At 61.1% G+C, this 14,699-nt stretch carries 12 protein-coding genes; 10 read left to right on the top strand and 2 right to left on the bottom strand.

Annotated features, from left to right (window positions below; translation table 11 throughout):
• Positions 1 to 80 precede the first annotated feature (80 nt).
• Together QM694_RS09695 and QM694_RS09690 are read left to right on the top strand one after the other, a co-directional pair.
• A complete protein-coding gene (locus QM694_RS09695) occupies positions 81 to 2,441 on the top strand; it encodes a glycoside hydrolase family 3 N-terminal domain-containing protein (RefSeq protein WP_415006734.1) in 2,361 nt (786 codons plus the stop codon).
• Positions 2,442 to 2,476: 35 nt separating this feature from the next.
• Positions 2,477 to 3,709 (top strand): glucoamylase family protein, encoded by a 1,233-nt coding sequence (locus QM694_RS09690; RefSeq protein ID WP_415006733.1) that lies wholly within the window; start codon positions 2,477 to 2,479, stop codon positions 3,707 to 3,709.
• Here QM694_RS09690 and QM694_RS09685 read toward each other — a convergent pair.
• Together QM694_RS09685 and QM694_RS09680 are read right to left on the bottom strand one after the other, a co-directional pair.
• Positions 3,616 to 5,388, bottom strand: coding sequence for an ABC transporter ATP-binding protein/permease (locus QM694_RS09685; protein WP_415006732.1), 1,773 nt, complete (start codon positions 5,386 to 5,388; stop codon positions 3,616 to 3,618). The genes QM694_RS09690 and QM694_RS09685 overlap by 94 nt on opposite strands.
• A 182-nt stretch (positions 5,389 to 5,570) precedes the next feature.
• Positions 5,571 to 6,284 (bottom strand): FadR/GntR family transcriptional regulator, encoded by a 714-nt coding sequence (locus QM694_RS09680; RefSeq protein WP_415006731.1) that lies wholly within the window; start codon positions 6,282 to 6,284, stop codon positions 5,571 to 5,573.
• 155 nt (positions 6,285 to 6,439) lie between these two features.
• Here QM694_RS09680 and QM694_RS09675 point away from each other — a divergent pair, with 155 nt between their 5' ends.
• The 8 genes from QM694_RS09675 to QM694_RS09640 all read left to right on the top strand — a co-directional run bounded on the left by QM694_RS09675 (position 6,440) and on the right by QM694_RS09640 (position 14,682).
• Complete coding sequence (locus tag QM694_RS09675) at positions 6,440 to 7,444, top strand: sugar ABC transporter substrate-binding protein (protein ID WP_415006730.1); 1,005 nt, start codon at positions 6,440 to 6,442, stop codon at positions 7,442 to 7,444.
• Positions 7,445 to 7,519: 75 nt separating this feature from the next.
• The gene (locus QM694_RS09670) at positions 7,520 to 8,545 is read left to right on the top strand and encodes an ABC transporter permease (RefSeq protein ID WP_415006729.1); all 1,026 of its coding nucleotides are present in this window, start codon (positions 7,520 to 7,522) and stop codon (positions 8,543 to 8,545) included.
• Positions 8,545 to 10,110 carry a sugar ABC transporter ATP-binding protein gene (locus QM694_RS09665; RefSeq protein ID WP_415006728.1) on the top strand — a complete coding sequence of 522 codons (1,566 nt, stop codon included), beginning with the start codon at positions 8,545 to 8,547 and terminating at the stop codon, positions 10,108 to 10,110. Before QM694_RS09670 ends, QM694_RS09665 begins: the two co-directional genes overlap by 1 nt.
• The gene (locus QM694_RS09660) at positions 10,107 to 11,087 is read left to right on the top strand and encodes an ABC transporter permease (protein WP_415006727.1); all 981 of its coding nucleotides are present in this window, start codon (positions 10,107 to 10,109) and stop codon (positions 11,085 to 11,087) included. Before QM694_RS09665 ends, QM694_RS09660 begins: the two co-directional genes overlap by 4 nt.
• A gap of 13 nt (positions 11,088 to 11,100) precedes the next feature.
• On the top strand, positions 11,101 to 11,868 hold the full coding sequence (locus tag QM694_RS09655; protein WP_415006726.1) for an SDR family NAD(P)-dependent oxidoreductase: 768 nt from the start codon (positions 11,101 to 11,103) through the stop codon (positions 11,866 to 11,868).
• Between the two features lie 18 nt (positions 11,869 to 11,886).
• Entirely contained in the window at positions 11,887 to 12,930 is a 1,044-nt protein-coding gene (locus tag QM694_RS09650) for a Gfo/Idh/MocA family protein (protein WP_415006725.1), read from the top strand.
• Between the two features lie 28 nt (positions 12,931 to 12,958).
• Positions 12,959 to 13,654: an RraA family protein gene (locus tag QM694_RS09645; protein WP_415006724.1), complete on the top strand. Its 696-nt coding sequence runs from the start codon at positions 12,959 to 12,961 to the stop codon at positions 13,652 to 13,654.
• Positions 13,654 to 14,682, top strand: a complete 1,029-nt coding sequence (locus tag QM694_RS09640; protein WP_415006723.1) for a Gfo/Idh/MocA family protein — start codon at positions 13,654 to 13,656, stop codon at positions 14,680 to 14,682. Before QM694_RS09645 ends, QM694_RS09640 begins: the two co-directional genes overlap by 1 nt.
• Positions 14,683 to 14,699 lie beyond the last annotated feature (17 nt).

The following is a 14,699-nucleotide window of genomic DNA, read 5'->3' as shown; positions in this document are numbered from 1 at the left end:
TTCATGATGCTCTTGCCTTTCCGCCCGTGCCGTAGCAGTTGAACCGCGCGATATGTGCCTGATCTGGCGCGGGAGAGAGCATGAGCCAACAGGCTGATATGAAAGATTTTCTGGACCGCCTTTTGGCCGGAATGACGCTGGAACAGAAAATCGGCCAGCTCAACTATCCCAATGCCACGGCGGTTGATACGACGGGCGTTGGAAAGTCCGCCGATGCACCGGAACTGATCCGGCGCGGCCAGCTCTGTGGCATTTCCGCGGGCGCGGGACAGGCTGACAGGCGGGAATTGCAGCGAATCGCTGTGGAAGAAGGGCCGAACGGCATTCCGCTGCTGATCGGCAAGGATTGCATCCAGCGCTATCATACCGGCGGCCCCATTCCGCTTGCGCTTGCCTGTTCGTGGGACATGGATCTGATCCACCGCGTCAACCGGATGACGGCCACCGAGGCGCGCGCTGATGGGATCAACATCAACTGGGCGCCGATGCTCGATATCTGTTACGACGCGCGCTGGGGCCGCATGGCAGAGGGAAATGGCGAGCTGCCTTTTCTTGGTGCACGGATCGCCGAAACAATTGTGCGGGCCTATCAGGGCGAAGACAATGACATGGCGCGCCCTGACCGGTTCATGGCGACGCTGAAACATTTCTGCGGATACGGCCTCGCCATGGCGGGCCGCGATTATTCCGCTGTCGAGGCGAGCGTCTCCACCCTCTATCGCATCATGGAGCCGTTCCGCGCCGGGATCGAAGCAGGTGCTGGCGCGATCATGGTGTCGTTCAATACGATCAACGACATGCCAGCCACCGCGCATGTCGAGCTGCTGCAAAAGGTGCTGCGCGGGCGCTTTGGGTTCCGCGGCTTGATCGTCACGGATTTTGCAGCCATCGATCCCGAACTCGTGAACCACGGCATTGCCGAGGATAGCCGCCAGGCGGCCTATCTCGCCTTCAAGGCGGGCGTGAATGTCGATCTGGTCAGCGAGGCCTTCCTGCATCACCTGGCTGATCTGGTAGCGGAGGGCGCCACCAATCCTGAGCGGTTCCGCCAGGCCTATGGCGCCTATGCGCTCGGCCCCATTACCGAAGCCGATGTCACCCAGCGGTGCCATGAGGTGCTGGAGGCCAAATACCGCCTGGGCCTGTTTGAAAATCCCTATCTGGGGCTCGAGCCTGAGCGCCTCTCCGCCGTGACCTACACGGCGCAGAATATCGCGCTGGTGCGGGAGGCGGTGGCGCGTTCCTGCGTGCTGCTCAAGAACGATGGCGTGCTGCCCCTCAAGCGTGAGGGCACACTGGCGGTGATCGGGCCCATTGCCGATGACCGGATTGACATGCAGGGCACATGGGCCATCGATGTTGATCCCGCGCACAGCGTGACGCTTGTGGAGGGTATACGGAATGTTGCGGGATCAACGGTTCAGGTGATCCATGCAAAGGGGTGCAACATCATCGATGATCCGAGCCTTGCCTGCCGCCTGAACATGCACAATGCAAATCAGCCATCGGTGGTGATCGGCAATCCGGCGCATCTGATGGCGGAGGCTTTGGATGCCGCCGCCGATGCCGACGTCATCCTGCTCTGCCTTGGTGAGGCAAAGGAACATGCAGGTGAATCTTCGACGCGGATTGACGTGCAGATTCCGCTCGACCAGCGGCCTCTGTTTGATGCCATCGCCAGTTACGCAGCGGCTGCGGGAAAGCCTTTGGTGCTTATCGCCATGGCCGGGCGCCCGCTTGCATTGTCCCATGAACTCGAAGCGGTGAATGCGCTCATCTTCACGGGGCATCCCGGTAATGAGGCCGGCCATGGCCTGGCCGATGTCATCTTCGGCGACCGCGCGCCGGTTGGGCGGCTGGCCTTCGCATTGCCGCGCCATACCGGGCAATTGCCGTTCCGGACCGAAGCATTGCCGACGGGCCGGCCAATCACCGGCATCGGCGTGAGCCTCGATTGCGACACCGCGCTTGATGCAGCTGGCCATCATGTGTTCCGTAAATTCACCACCGCCTGCATCCTCGAAACGCCATCCACGCCATTGTTTCCCGCAGGCTTCGGGCTTGGCTACACGCAGTTCGCATATGACGCGCCTGAAATTTCTGCCACGGCGCTGCAGGGTGACGATGCGGTGTTGACGATGAAGATCGCAGTCCGCAACACGGGCGAGCGCGCAGGTGAGGACGTGGTGCAGCTTTACCTGCACGATAAAGCCGGAAAAATCTCGCGGCCCGCGCTGCAGCTTTGCGGGTTTGAGCGGCTGAAGCTGGCGCCTGGCGAAACGCATCACGTCGAGTTCCGCATTGGAACGGATACGCTGCGGTTCTGGCATGGCGCAACGCTGGCCAATGCCGTTCATGACTGGGAGCCGGGAGAGTTCGTGTTCCTGATCGGACCCGACTCAGACCGCCTTCAATCGGCGGGCGTGCGCTGGTACAAGTAAGGAATAGGAACATCAAGAGTTTTGCTTATACCGGCGTGGACGCCAGCCTGACCGACACGGCGCTGCTCGACATCGTGCAGCGCCAGACCGTTCGCTATTTCTGGGACTACGGCCACCCCTCCAGCGGTATGGCGCGCGAAAGGGTGGGCGGCCATGCCAATTACGATTTGGCTGAAACGGTGACGACCGGCGGCACGGGATTCGGCATCATGGCGATGATCGCCGCCGCCGAGCGCGGCTGGATCAGGAAAGCCGCGCTTGCCAAACGCCTTCAACGCATCTGTTCGTTCCTCATCGCCTCGCCGCGCTATCAGGGCGCTTTTCCACACTGGATGAACGGCACCACCGGCGCAACCATAGCCTTCTCGCCCAATGATGATGGTGGCGACATTGTGGAAACCTCATTCCTGACGATGGGGCTGCTTGCCGCGCGGCAGTATTTTTACACCAGCCATCCCGCCCTTGCGCGCACCATTGACGGCATCTGGCGGGGCGTGAACTGGGCAGGCTTCTGCCCCGTGCCGGAAAAGATGATGTGGCACTGGCGGCCCGGAAACGACAACTGGGCGCAGGGTCTTCCGATCACCGGCTGGCATGAGGCGCTCATCACCTTCGTGCTCGCCGCGTCATCGCCCACGCATCCCATCGATGAGTCGGCCTATCGGACCGGCTGGAAAACCAGCAAGACGTTTTACAACGGTAAGGAATTTTACGGCGTGCGCCTGCCGCTCGGACCGGATTTGGGCGGGCCGCTGTTCTTCAGCCAGTATAGTTTCCTGGGGCTCGATCCGTGCGGCCTTTCGGATAGCTCCGCCGATTATTGGGAGCAGAACGTCAACCAAACGCTGATCAATCACGCGCATTGCGTAGCAAACCCCGGCAAGTTCCGTGGCTATGGCCCAGCCTGGGGTTTGACAGCCTGCGACAAGCAGGGCGGTTACGACGCCTTTTCGCCGGCCAACGATGCCGGGACGATCGCGCCCACCGCAGCACTGTCCGCCATGCCCTATGCGCCGGAGCTGTCGATGGCAGCGCTTCGCCATTACTGGTCAGACTATGGCGGCAGGCTTTGGGGCCGCTTTGGATTTTATGACGCCTTCAACGAAACCACGGGCTGGGTTGCGGAGAGCAATCTTGCCATCGATCAGGGGCCGATCGTGGCGATGATCGAGAATTATCGCAGCGGTTTGTTGTGGCGCTTGTTCATGTCCGCGCCAGAAGTCGGGGAGGGCCTCGCGCGCCTCGGTTTCTCCCGCGCCACGGTCTGATTGGCGGGCTGATCTGCGGAGCTGACAGCCGGCACAAGCGAGAGATGTCTGGTGATCCTCAGGCCCTTGGGCTCTTCACTGCCGATGACGATCATGCCCATCGCGGCAAGAGGGCCATTCAGCAGTTCGGTGACGGCCGGAAGCATGTGCGGGTCGATGCGGTCCAGCACGTCTTCGATCACCGCCCAGTCCGGATGATGCAGCACAAGCCGGGCGAAGCTGAGCATCTGCTTGTCGTTCTCGGACAGTTGCCGGTCCCAGCGGTCGTAACGGTCAAGCGAAGGGATCAGCCGCTCAAGCCCCACGTCTGTGAGAGCGGTGCGGATGTCCTTGTCTGGATATGCGTCTCCCGGCTTTGGATAGCTCACGCAGGCTCGCAGCGTGCCGGGCGGCACATAGGCACGCTGCGGCACGAACATGATGCTGCCGCCCGGTGGTTTTTCGATGTGCCCGGAAAACCACGGCCATAGACCTGCAAGAGTGCGGAAGAGCAATGTCTTGCCCGCGCCCTGCTGCGACGTGACGGCGGCACGCTCGCCCTTGGCGAGGCGAACCTCTGGCGGCGAAACCGTGATACTGCCCGATGAAGAGGTGATGGACACGCCGCTCAGTCCGATGCTCCCGTCCCGCGTCTCGGTAACGGACAGGTGCGGATTGTGCTGCGCATCATCCATCGCCCGCAAGGCTTCGCGGAAGCTCGCCACGCGCAGCAGCGTGGCGCGCCAATCGGCAATCGAGGAAAAATTGTCCACGAACCAGCGGAGCGATGACTGCACCTGATTGAAGGCGCCGACGATCATCATCAATTCGCCAAAGCTCATCTTGCCATGAAAGTAGCTGGGCGCGGCCACCAGAATGGGAGCGACGATGGTGAACCAGCCATAACCGGCCGTCACCCAGGTTAGCCGCGTGGTGGCATTAACGATGTGATGCATCACCGCAGTCAGGCCAGTGAAGACAGTGCGGATTCGTGTGTCTTCCGCTGCCTCGCCGCCGAACAGGGCGATGCTTTCCATGTCTTCATTGGCGCGCACCAGCGAAAAGCGGAAATCGGCCTCCTGCGCATAACGGTCGGTATCAAGACGGACGAGCGGCCGGCCGACCATCCAGCTTACGAATGAGGCGATCCCAGCATAGAAGAGCGCGCACCACACCATGAAGCCGGGCGGCGCCCAGGTGAAACTGCCGATCCGCACCGACATGCCCGACGACAATTGCCAGAGGACCTCAATAAAGGAGCCGAGCAGCAATGTGGATTGCAGGAGCCCGATGCCGAGGTTGGTTGTCAGTTCCGTCAATTGCTGGGCATCGGCGGCAATGCGTTGGTCGGGGTTCTGGCCAATGGTCCCGGCGTTGGAAAGCGCAAAGGCGCGCTGGGGCTTCAGCCATTCGCTCAGAAGGTCGTGAACGAGGCCCTTCCGCAACACGAGTTTGGCCATTTCACGCAGCCACGCTTGCGCGACGTTGAGCGCGAGAAGAAAGGCAGCCAACTTGGCAAAGACGCCAAGCTGCTCCAGAAACCCGTCCATATTGCGCTTGGTAATCGCATCATAAAATGGCTGGTTCCAGGCGTTCAGCTTGATCTGGAACCATGCCGTGGCGCCCACCACTGCAATGATGGCGGCCGCCAGAAGAAACAGCGCATTGCGTTCCCGCGCGTTCCAGAACGCTTCACTCATGGCGCGAAGCTGGACATAGATTGAAGGGAGTGGAATCTCCGGAGCGCTTGCAGCGGGTGCTTCGCCTGCCTCGCGATTTGTGTTCTGCACGCCTGACCCTAACCTGCCGCAATCATCGCCACAGTGATCCTGTAACGGGTTTCAGAAGGCGAACCAAGGTCTGCGCTGCGGAGCCAGGATTCTCAATTCTCTGTCATGCGCTGGGTTGCACCCCGCAGATGCAAAAGCATGGCGTGTCCCGCCGCGCCAGCGTCGCGCGCTTCAATGGCCTCGAGGATTTTCTGGTGTTCCTGCACGGTAATGGATTTGATGTCGGGATTGTTGCTCTCCGACCGTGCTGTGACGATGGCCGCGCGCAGGGCGCCGCCGAGAAAAGCCATGAAATCGGCATAGAATGAGTTGCCGGTGGCCTTGGCGATTGCGTGATGAAAATCAAGGTCTGCCTGCAGGCCCTCCTCGCTCCAGTCGCTCGATTCGATCATGCGTTGCAGGGCGCTGCCGATGTGTTCCAGGTCCTCCGTTGTGTGGCGTACCGCAGCGAGTTGTGCTGACGCCATTTCGAGGGGCTGCCGCAGTTCCAGCAGGTCGATCACCTGCTGATGGCCGAGTACGGCCTCATGCAGCTTGAATGATTTTCTGAGCGATGGCGGGATGACGGATACGCCGCTACCTTGCCGCGACTCGACGAGTCCATCCGATTTCAGGCGTGAGATGGCTTCGCGAACCACTGTCCGGCTGACGTGAAACTGGCGGCTCAGGGTCTGCTCGGTGGGGAGTTTTGTGCCGGAAGGAATCGTTCCGTCACGGATCAGCACAACCAGATGCTGTGCGATCTCCTCGGCGGCGGGTGTTTTCGCCGCGGCGTGCGCTGGCGGGTCTGCTTCACCCTTTGTCATAAGCGCATGCTTGGCACGCAGGAAAAAATTTGTCTAACAAATTTACCCTTTCAGACTTGTCCAACAACTTTTCTCGCCGTAAGAAAGTGCCATACGCCGAATTTTTCGGCCAACGGCCCGCCAAGAAGGCCGTCAAACTCTGGGAGGATGATCTGATGAAACTGACACGCCGTCAATTTACCGTCGGTGCCTTGCTGGCCGCCGGAACGATGGGCATGCCCATCATGGTGAAGGCCGAAGGCACCAAGACGGTTGCCCTTTTGTTCGACAGCCTGGTGTCGCCGTTCTGGGTTTCCGGCATCGAAATCATGCGCGCCAAGGCCAAGGAAAATGGCTGGCAGACGCTGGAAAACATTTCTGACTTTGACGACAACAAGCAGTTCGAGCAGGTGAAAGCCATGATCGGCCGCAAGGTCGACGGCATCCTGATCATCCAGACCGATTCGAAGGCGGTGATCCCGGCCATCCGCGCTGCCAATGCTGCCGGAATTCCGATGGTGCACTTCAACCGCCCGCCGGCCGAGAGCGATGCCTATTCAGTGGCGATCCAGGCCGACAACCGCAAGATCATGGCCAACACGGTGCAGTTCCTTGTCGATGAAGCGAAGAAAATGGGCGGCAAGTACAAGGCCTGCCTGCTGATCGGCGATCTCGGCGACGTGAACGCCATCCAGCGCCGCGATGGCTTCTTCGACGTGGTGGACAAGAATGCAGACATCATCGAGGTGGTGGCACGCGTGTCCACGGAATGGAATGCCGACAAGGCCTTCGCCGAACTCACCAATGCGATCCAGGCCAATCCCGACATCAACTTCCTCGTCACCTCGTCGGATTTCATGCACCCGCAGATCGAACAGGTGCTGCAGACGGCTGACAAGTGGCATAAGCGCGGCGAGGAAGGCCATGTGCTGTTCGCTGGCTTCGATGGTGATGAAGGCGCCTATGCCCGCCTGAAGGATGGCTATCTCGACGCTTGCGGCGTGCAGAACCTGTTCCTCGAAGTTGACATGGCCTTCCAGGCCTTCAAGGACATGTGGGATGGCAAGAAGCCGGACAAGCTTCTGCTCGATCCGGGCTTCGTGATCACCCAGGCCAACCTCGCTGAAAAGCAGAACGAAATGTGGGGCTACACCGTCTGGAAGAAGCAGAATCCGGGCTGATCTGATCCTCTGCGCCGCCATGGCAGTGAGCCATGGCGGCGTTGCCGTCCCGCTTGTTCTGCGAGTGCATGTCCCATGACATCTGCCGGCTCCACGATTGCCACACGGCCGCGCGTACAGTCCGCGTGGAAGCGCCTGCTCCTGTCCGAATATCTGGTTCTCATCCTCACCGTGATCTATTTCGCGGTGATGCTGCTGATCGTGCCGGAAATCGCCACGGCCGATACGCTGCTTGATATTCTGAGCGCAATGATGCCGCTGCTGGTCGTCGCCATCGGGCAGACCTTCGTGCTGATCGCCGCGGGGATTGATCTTTCCGCTCCCTCGATCATTGCCATGGCCAGCGTGGTCGGGGCATCGGTGATGACAGGCGACAATGGCTATGCCAGCGGCACGGGCCTTGAAATACCGGCGGGCATTCTTGCGTTCATCGCGGTCGGCACCGCGATCGGCGTCTTCAACGGCCTGTGCACCACACGATTCAACATGCCGTCCTTCATCGTGACGCTGACGACGATGATGTTCTTTTCCGGCGCTGCCATCTGGTACACGGCTGTTCATACGGATGCGAGCAGCATCGGCAATTTGCCGCCGGCCTTCGTTGCCATCGGGCAGGGCCGCGTATTTGGCCTGCCCATTTCCCTCGCTGTCGTGCTTGTGGTCGGCGGGGTAGCGCATTTCATCTTGAGCCGCACGGTCTATGGCCGATGGCTTTATTCGGTGGGCCTCAATCCCAAAGCGGCGGCGGTGTCCGGCGTGCCGGTGCGGCGGGTAATCTTCTGGGCCTTCGTGATTTCCGGCATCTGCGCCGCGATCTCCTCCATTCTCTATACGGGCCGCCTTGAAACCGGAACGCCGGTGCTGGGGCAGAGAATCCTTCTCGACGTTGTGGGCGCCGCCGTCATCGGCGGCGTCAGCCTGTTCGGCGGCAAGGGCAAGATTCTCTGGACGATCTTCGGCGTTCTCTTCCTTGCGGTCATCGACAAGAGCCTGCAGCTTATGGGCCTTCCCATCGCGTCCGTCTTCGCCATCAAGGGCAGCATCATCCTTGCCGCCGCGATCATCGACGCGCAGCGCCACCGCCTGCTGGTGCGCGGATGATGGCTGGACCCGCAACCAGCCAGGCGCCCGCCGCCACGGAGCGCCCGCTGCTCGCCATTGATGGATTGTGCAAAAGTTTCTTCGGCGTCGAAGTCCTGCACAAGGTCAGCTTCTCGGTCCGCGCAGGGCGCGTGCTGGGGCTGGTGGGCGAAAACGGCTCCGGCAAGTCAACGACGATGAACATCATCGGCGGCGTGCACCAGAAGGATGCCGGCAGTATCCAGTTCGAGGGCGCTGATTACCGTCCGAAAGGCCCGCGTGATGCGGCGAGGCAAGGCATCGCCTTCATCCATCAGGAATTGAACCTGTTCCGCAATCTGAGCATCGCGGAAAACCTCTTCATCACCGAATTTCCAAAACTCGTGCCCGGCCTGCCGTTCATTGACAAGGCGGCGGCGAACAAGCGGGCGGCGGAACTGCTGGCGGCCGTCGATCTCGACCTTTCTCCCTCGACACTGGTCAACAGGCTGTCGCAAGGCGAGCGCCAGCTTGTGGAGATCGCCAAGGCGCTGGGCGCCAAGGCAAAGGTCATCATCTTTGATGAACCGACGACGTCGCTCACCACGCGCGAGACAGACCGCCTGTTCGACATCATCAACCGTCTGCGCTCGCAGGGCATCGCCATCATCTACATCAGCCACATCCTCAACGACGTGATGCGGCTCTGCGACGACATCGTGGTGCTGCGCGACGGCCATGTGGTGGGAAGCGCGCTCAAATCCGAGATGACCATCGAGCGCATGATCTCGCTGATGGTTGGCCGCAATATCGACCAGCTCTTCCCGCCGCGGGCGGATAATCTGGTGCGTGATGAAGCCGTCCTCGAAGTTTCCGGCATCAGCCAGCCGGGCATCGTGAAAGACATCACCTTCTCGCTCCAGGCGGGCGAGGTGCTGGGCATTTCGGGACTGATGGGCGCTGGGCGTTCCGAACTGGCGCGCATCCTGTTCGGCATCGATCCGTTCAGCGCCGGACAGATCAAGGTGGCGGGAGAGACGCTTGAATCGCCCACGCCGAGCGTGTGCATGGATCACGGCATGGCGTTTCTCACCGAGGACCGACGCGTCGAAGGGCTGATGATGGAAGCGCCGATCGAGACCAACATCGGCCTCTCGTCGCTGCGGAACTATGCCGGAGGGCTGGCAGGCGTCATCGACGGTTCGCGCCTCAATGCCGATGTAAAGAAAATGAGCACTTCGGTGCAGATCAGCGCCAAGGACATCGCGCGCACGCTTGTTAAAAACCTCTCGGGCGGCAATCAGCAGAAGGCGGTCATCGGAAAATGGCTGCTGCGTGAGCCCAGGGTCTTCATCCTCGATGAACCAACGCGCGGCATCGACGTGGGTGCAAAAAATGAAGTCTACAAGATCATCAATTCGCTCGCCGCTGCGGGCGCCGGCATCCTTATGATCTCGTCCGAAATCGAGGAACTGGCCGGCATGTGCGACCGCATCATGGTGATGGCGCACGGCGAAATCCGCGCCACCTTCGCGCGCGGCGGCTTCAAACGCGAGGAAATCCTGCGCGCCGCCATGTGGGATGGCCTCCGGAGTTCCGCGTCATGACCGGGCTGCGCGGAAAGATCACCCTTCTGGTGTTGCAGAACGCACCGCTGATCCTGTTCGCGGTGCTGATCATCGTCTTCGGCACGATGTCCGGCCGGTTTCTGACGCCGGTCAATTTCATCAACATCATCAATCAGGCCAGCCATATCGCCATCATTGCCATCGGCATGACCTTCGTGCTGCTGATCGCCGGCATCGATCTGTCGGTGGGCGCAAACATGTATCTGAGTGCGGCGGTCCTCGGCGTGTTTCTTGCCGGTATGCCGCCGCTGATCGCCTTTCCGGTGGTTGCCGTGCTGGGGCTTGCATTCGGCGCGGTGAATGCCTTCATCATCACGCAGCTTCGCGTGGCAGCCTTCATTACAACGCTATCGACGCTGTTCGTGGGGCGCGGCATCGCGCTTTATTTTTCCGGCAACAAGATGGTGCCCTTCAGTGCCAGCGTGAAGACTTTTGGCCGCACCGCCTATCTCGGCATTCCCTCGGCCATCTGGGTGTTCGCGGCGGTGCTCATCATCGCGCTGATCGTGCTGAAGCTCACAACCTTCGGCCGCCAGATCTATGCCATCGGCGCTGACCCTGAAGCGGCTGCGAAGGCCGGCATCAATGTCAAGCGCGTGGTGTTCGCCGTCTATTGCATCTGCGGTGTCTGCGCGGCGGTGGGTGGCCTTGTGTCGGGAAGTCAGGTTGCAGTGGCTTCCTCCACCTTCGGGTTCCAGAAGGAATTTCCAGTGATTGCCGCGGCGGTGCTCGGCGGAACCAGCCTGTTCGGCGGGCGGGGCGGCGTTCTAGGCACAGTGTTCGGCGCCGTCCTGATCCAGACGGTCGAAAACGGCCTGGTGATGATCAACGCCAATCCTTACGTCTATCCGCTGGTCATCAGCGTCATCATCTTCATCGCCGTTTTCACCGACAGTTCGCGCACCGCCGTGCTGGAACGTCTGGAGCGGCGGAAAATCAGGATTGAGCCGGAATGAGCGGCGTTCTGCCATGACAGGGCTTTTCGATCTCAAGGGCCGCGTTGCGCTGGTCACGGGCGGCAATGGCGGCATTGGCCTTGGCATCGCCAAGGGCTTTGCGGCGGCGGGGGCCGCTGTTGTCATCGCAGGCCGCAATGCGGAGAAGAATGCTGCCGCACGTGCGGAGATTGAAGCGCTGGGCGGCAAGGCGCTCGCCCTTGAGGCGGATATCGCCGACGAGGCATCCGTTGCGGACATGGTGAAGGATGCGCTCGCCGCATTCGGCCGGCTCGACATTCTCGCCGCCAATGCGGGGGTCAATATCCGCAAGCCTCCGGAGGATTATTCGCTGGCGGAATGGCACAGCATTCTCGACACCAATCTGACCGGCACATTCCTCTGCGCCAGGGCCGTGTTCCCGGCGATGAAGCCTGCGGGTGGCGGCAAGATCATCACCATCGGCTCCATGGCGTCGATCTTCGGCGGCGGCATCATCGGGCCATACGCAGCCAGCAAGGGCGGCGTGGTGCAGCTCACACGCTCGCTCGCCGTCGCATGGGCGCAGTACAATATCCAAGTGAATGCCATCCTGCCCGGTTTCATCGACACGCCGCTGACGCGCGGCGGACGCCAGTCCTCTCCGGACATGTTCGCCAAGGTCACCGAGCGCACGCCGGCCCGCCGCTGGGGCCAGCCGGAAGATCTGGCGGGGGCCGCCGTGTTTCTGGCCAGCCGCGCGTCGGATTTCATCACCGGGGTCGCGATACCGGTGGATGGCGGATATTCGGTTCATCTCTAGAGATGCGAGGACACGATCATGACCAGCAACGCTTTGAAGCCCATCCGCGTCGGACTGATCGGCTGCGGGTTTTACGCGCAGAACCATCTCAATTCTTGGCGCGAATTGTCGGCACAGGGCGCTGAGCTCGTCGCGGTCTGCGACCGTGATGAAGCCAAGGCCCGTGCGGCTGGCGAGAAATTCGGCGCGCAATGGTTCACCGACCCCAAGAAGATGCTCGACACGGTGTCGCTCGATCTGGTCGACATCACCACACGCATGGATACGCACCGCGAATTGGCGGCGCTCACCGCGGAACGCAAAATTCCCACCGTTGTGCAAAAGCCTTTCGCACCCGTCTGGGAGGAGTGCGTGGCGATTGTCGAGAAAGCCAAGTCCCATGGCGCGTGGCTTGCCGTGCATGAGAATTTCCGTTTCGCCAGCGCCATGTTGCGGGTGAAGCAGGTGATCGAGTCCGGCACCATCGGCGAACCGACATGGGGCCGCATCACCTTCCGTACCGGCTATGACGTCTACAAGGGCCAACCCTATTTCTATGACGAGGAGCGGCTGGCCATCCTCGATGTCGGCATTCACGTTCTCGATTTGGCGCGCGTGTTTCTGGGCGAAGTGGAGCGCGTGTCCTGCGAGACGCAGCGCCGCAACCCGAAAGTGCGCGCCGAGGATACGGCCACGATGATGCTCCGCCACACCTCGGGCGCTGTGTCGCTGGTCGAATGCACCTATGCAGCCAAGCGCACGGATGATGCGTTCCCCGAAACGCTTCTGGAAATCGAGGGCACGGACGGCTCGATCATCATGAAGAAGGGCGAGCTGATGGCGGTCAGAACGCAAGGCCTGTCTTTCGAGGAGCATGTGGGAACGCCGCTTCTGGCCTGGACGACCAGGCCCTGGCACGTCTCGCAGGAAGCGGCGCGCAACACCTGCCGCCACATGCTCGAATCGGTGCGGGCCGGCCGTCCTGCCGACACGTCGGGCGAAGACAATCTCAAGACCTACGCTCTCGTCGAGGCGGCCTATGAATCCGCCGCCACGCACAAGAGCGTGCGCCCCAGGGCGTAATCCCCTCACTTATCACAGGAAAACCGATATGAGCACATTTCCCTTCACCGCCGCCGACCTTGAGGTTTTGAAGCAGTGGGATACGCCGACCATCTGCAACGGTCTTGAACTCATCGTACCAGAGCGCCGCGCCGTTGGCTTCACCGCCGAGCCGATGGTGGCGGTGGACCGCAAGTTCCCGCCGATCGTCGGCCTCGCGCGCACCGGCCTCGTGCGCGCCAAGGAGTCGCCGCGCGGGCCGATCCCGGCGCGCGAAGACTGGTATGATTATGTCTCGCCCTCCGGCATTCCGACCATTGCCGTCATTCAGGATATTGATGACCGCCCGGGGTTTGGCGCCTTCTGGGGCGAAGTGCAGACGACAATCCACAAGGCTCTGGGCGTTGCCGGATGCGTCACCAATGGCTCGTTCCGTGATCTCGACATGCTGGCGCCGGGCTTCCAGATCATCGGTGGCCGCATCGGGCCGAGCCACGCGCATATCCACATGGTGCAGATGAAGTGCGACGCCAATATCTTCGGCATGCTGGTTCACCATGACGATGTGATCCACGCGGATTTCCATGGCGCCGCCGTCATTCCCGCCGATGCGGTGAAGAAGCTTCCCGCAGCGATCGATCTGGTGTCGCGGCGCGAGAAGGTGATCCTCGACATGGCAAAGACCAAGGGATTCAACAGCCACATGCTGCGCGATGCGCTGCGCCGTTCCGGTGAAATCCACTGATGGCAGAGAAGCTGAGGGCAGGGGTCATCGGCTGCGGCTTCTTCGCCGAGAATCATCTCGCGGCTTGGAAGCATATCTTCGGCGTCGACCTTGTTGCGGTGTGCGATCTCGATGCCGAAAAGGCTAAGTCGGCGGCAAGCCGTTATGGCGTACCGGAAGCGTTTTCCTCCGCCGTCGAGATGCTCGATAGCGCCAAGCTGGATTTTGTGGACATCGCCACAACCATGCGAAGCCACAAGGCGCTGGTGAGCCTCGCGGTGGAGCGGCGCATTCCCACCATCGTGCAGAAGCCCTTGGCGCCCGATCTTGCCGAATGCCTCAGCATCATCGGCATGTGCGAAAAAGCCGCTATTCCCTTCATGGTGCATGAGAATACGCGTTTCCTCAATCCGGTGCGCAAGGTGAAAGACATTCTTTCATCGGGAAAAATCGGAGACGTTACTTTTGGCCGCGTGGCCTTCCGAACCGGGCACAATATTTATGGCAAGCAGCCCTATCTCGCGCAGGAGGATCATTTCGTGATCCTCGATCTGGGCGTTCACATGCTGGACGTGGCGCGCTTCCTGTTCGGCGAAGCGGGGCGGCTTTATTGCCAGAGCCAGAGCATCAAGCCCGGCATTCGCGGCGAGGACATGGCCACCATCATGCTCGATCACCAGAGCGGCATGACGAGCGTGGTCGAGTGTTCCTACGCCAGCCCCATCGATCCCGATCCGTTTCCGGAATTGACGCTACAGATCGAAGGCATGCGCGGCAGCCTCAAGCTGGACGCCGGTTACCGGCTGTCTGTCTATGCCGATGGCAAGGCCGAGGCGCTTGATGTGTCGCCCACACTCTATCCGTGGTCCACGAAGCCGTGGCATGGAACGCAGGAAAGCGTGCTCCGCATCCAACAGCATTGGGTGGATTGCCTGCGTGCCGGAACGCCGGTTGAAACATCGGGCGCGGACAGCCGCAAGACCTATGCGCTTGTCTTCGGCGCTTATGACTCGGCATGCACCGGCAAGGCCGTCACACCCGCATACTAACCTGAATCATCTGGAGA

The sequence above is a fragment of the Aestuariivirga sp. genome (assembly GCF_047602625.1).
GTDB lineage: Bacteria > Pseudomonadota > Alphaproteobacteria > Rhizobiales > Aestuariivirgaceae > Aestuariivirga.
The sequence above is the reverse complement of the archived record's forward strand: the minus strand, read 5'-3'. Positions and strand labels throughout refer to the sequence as shown.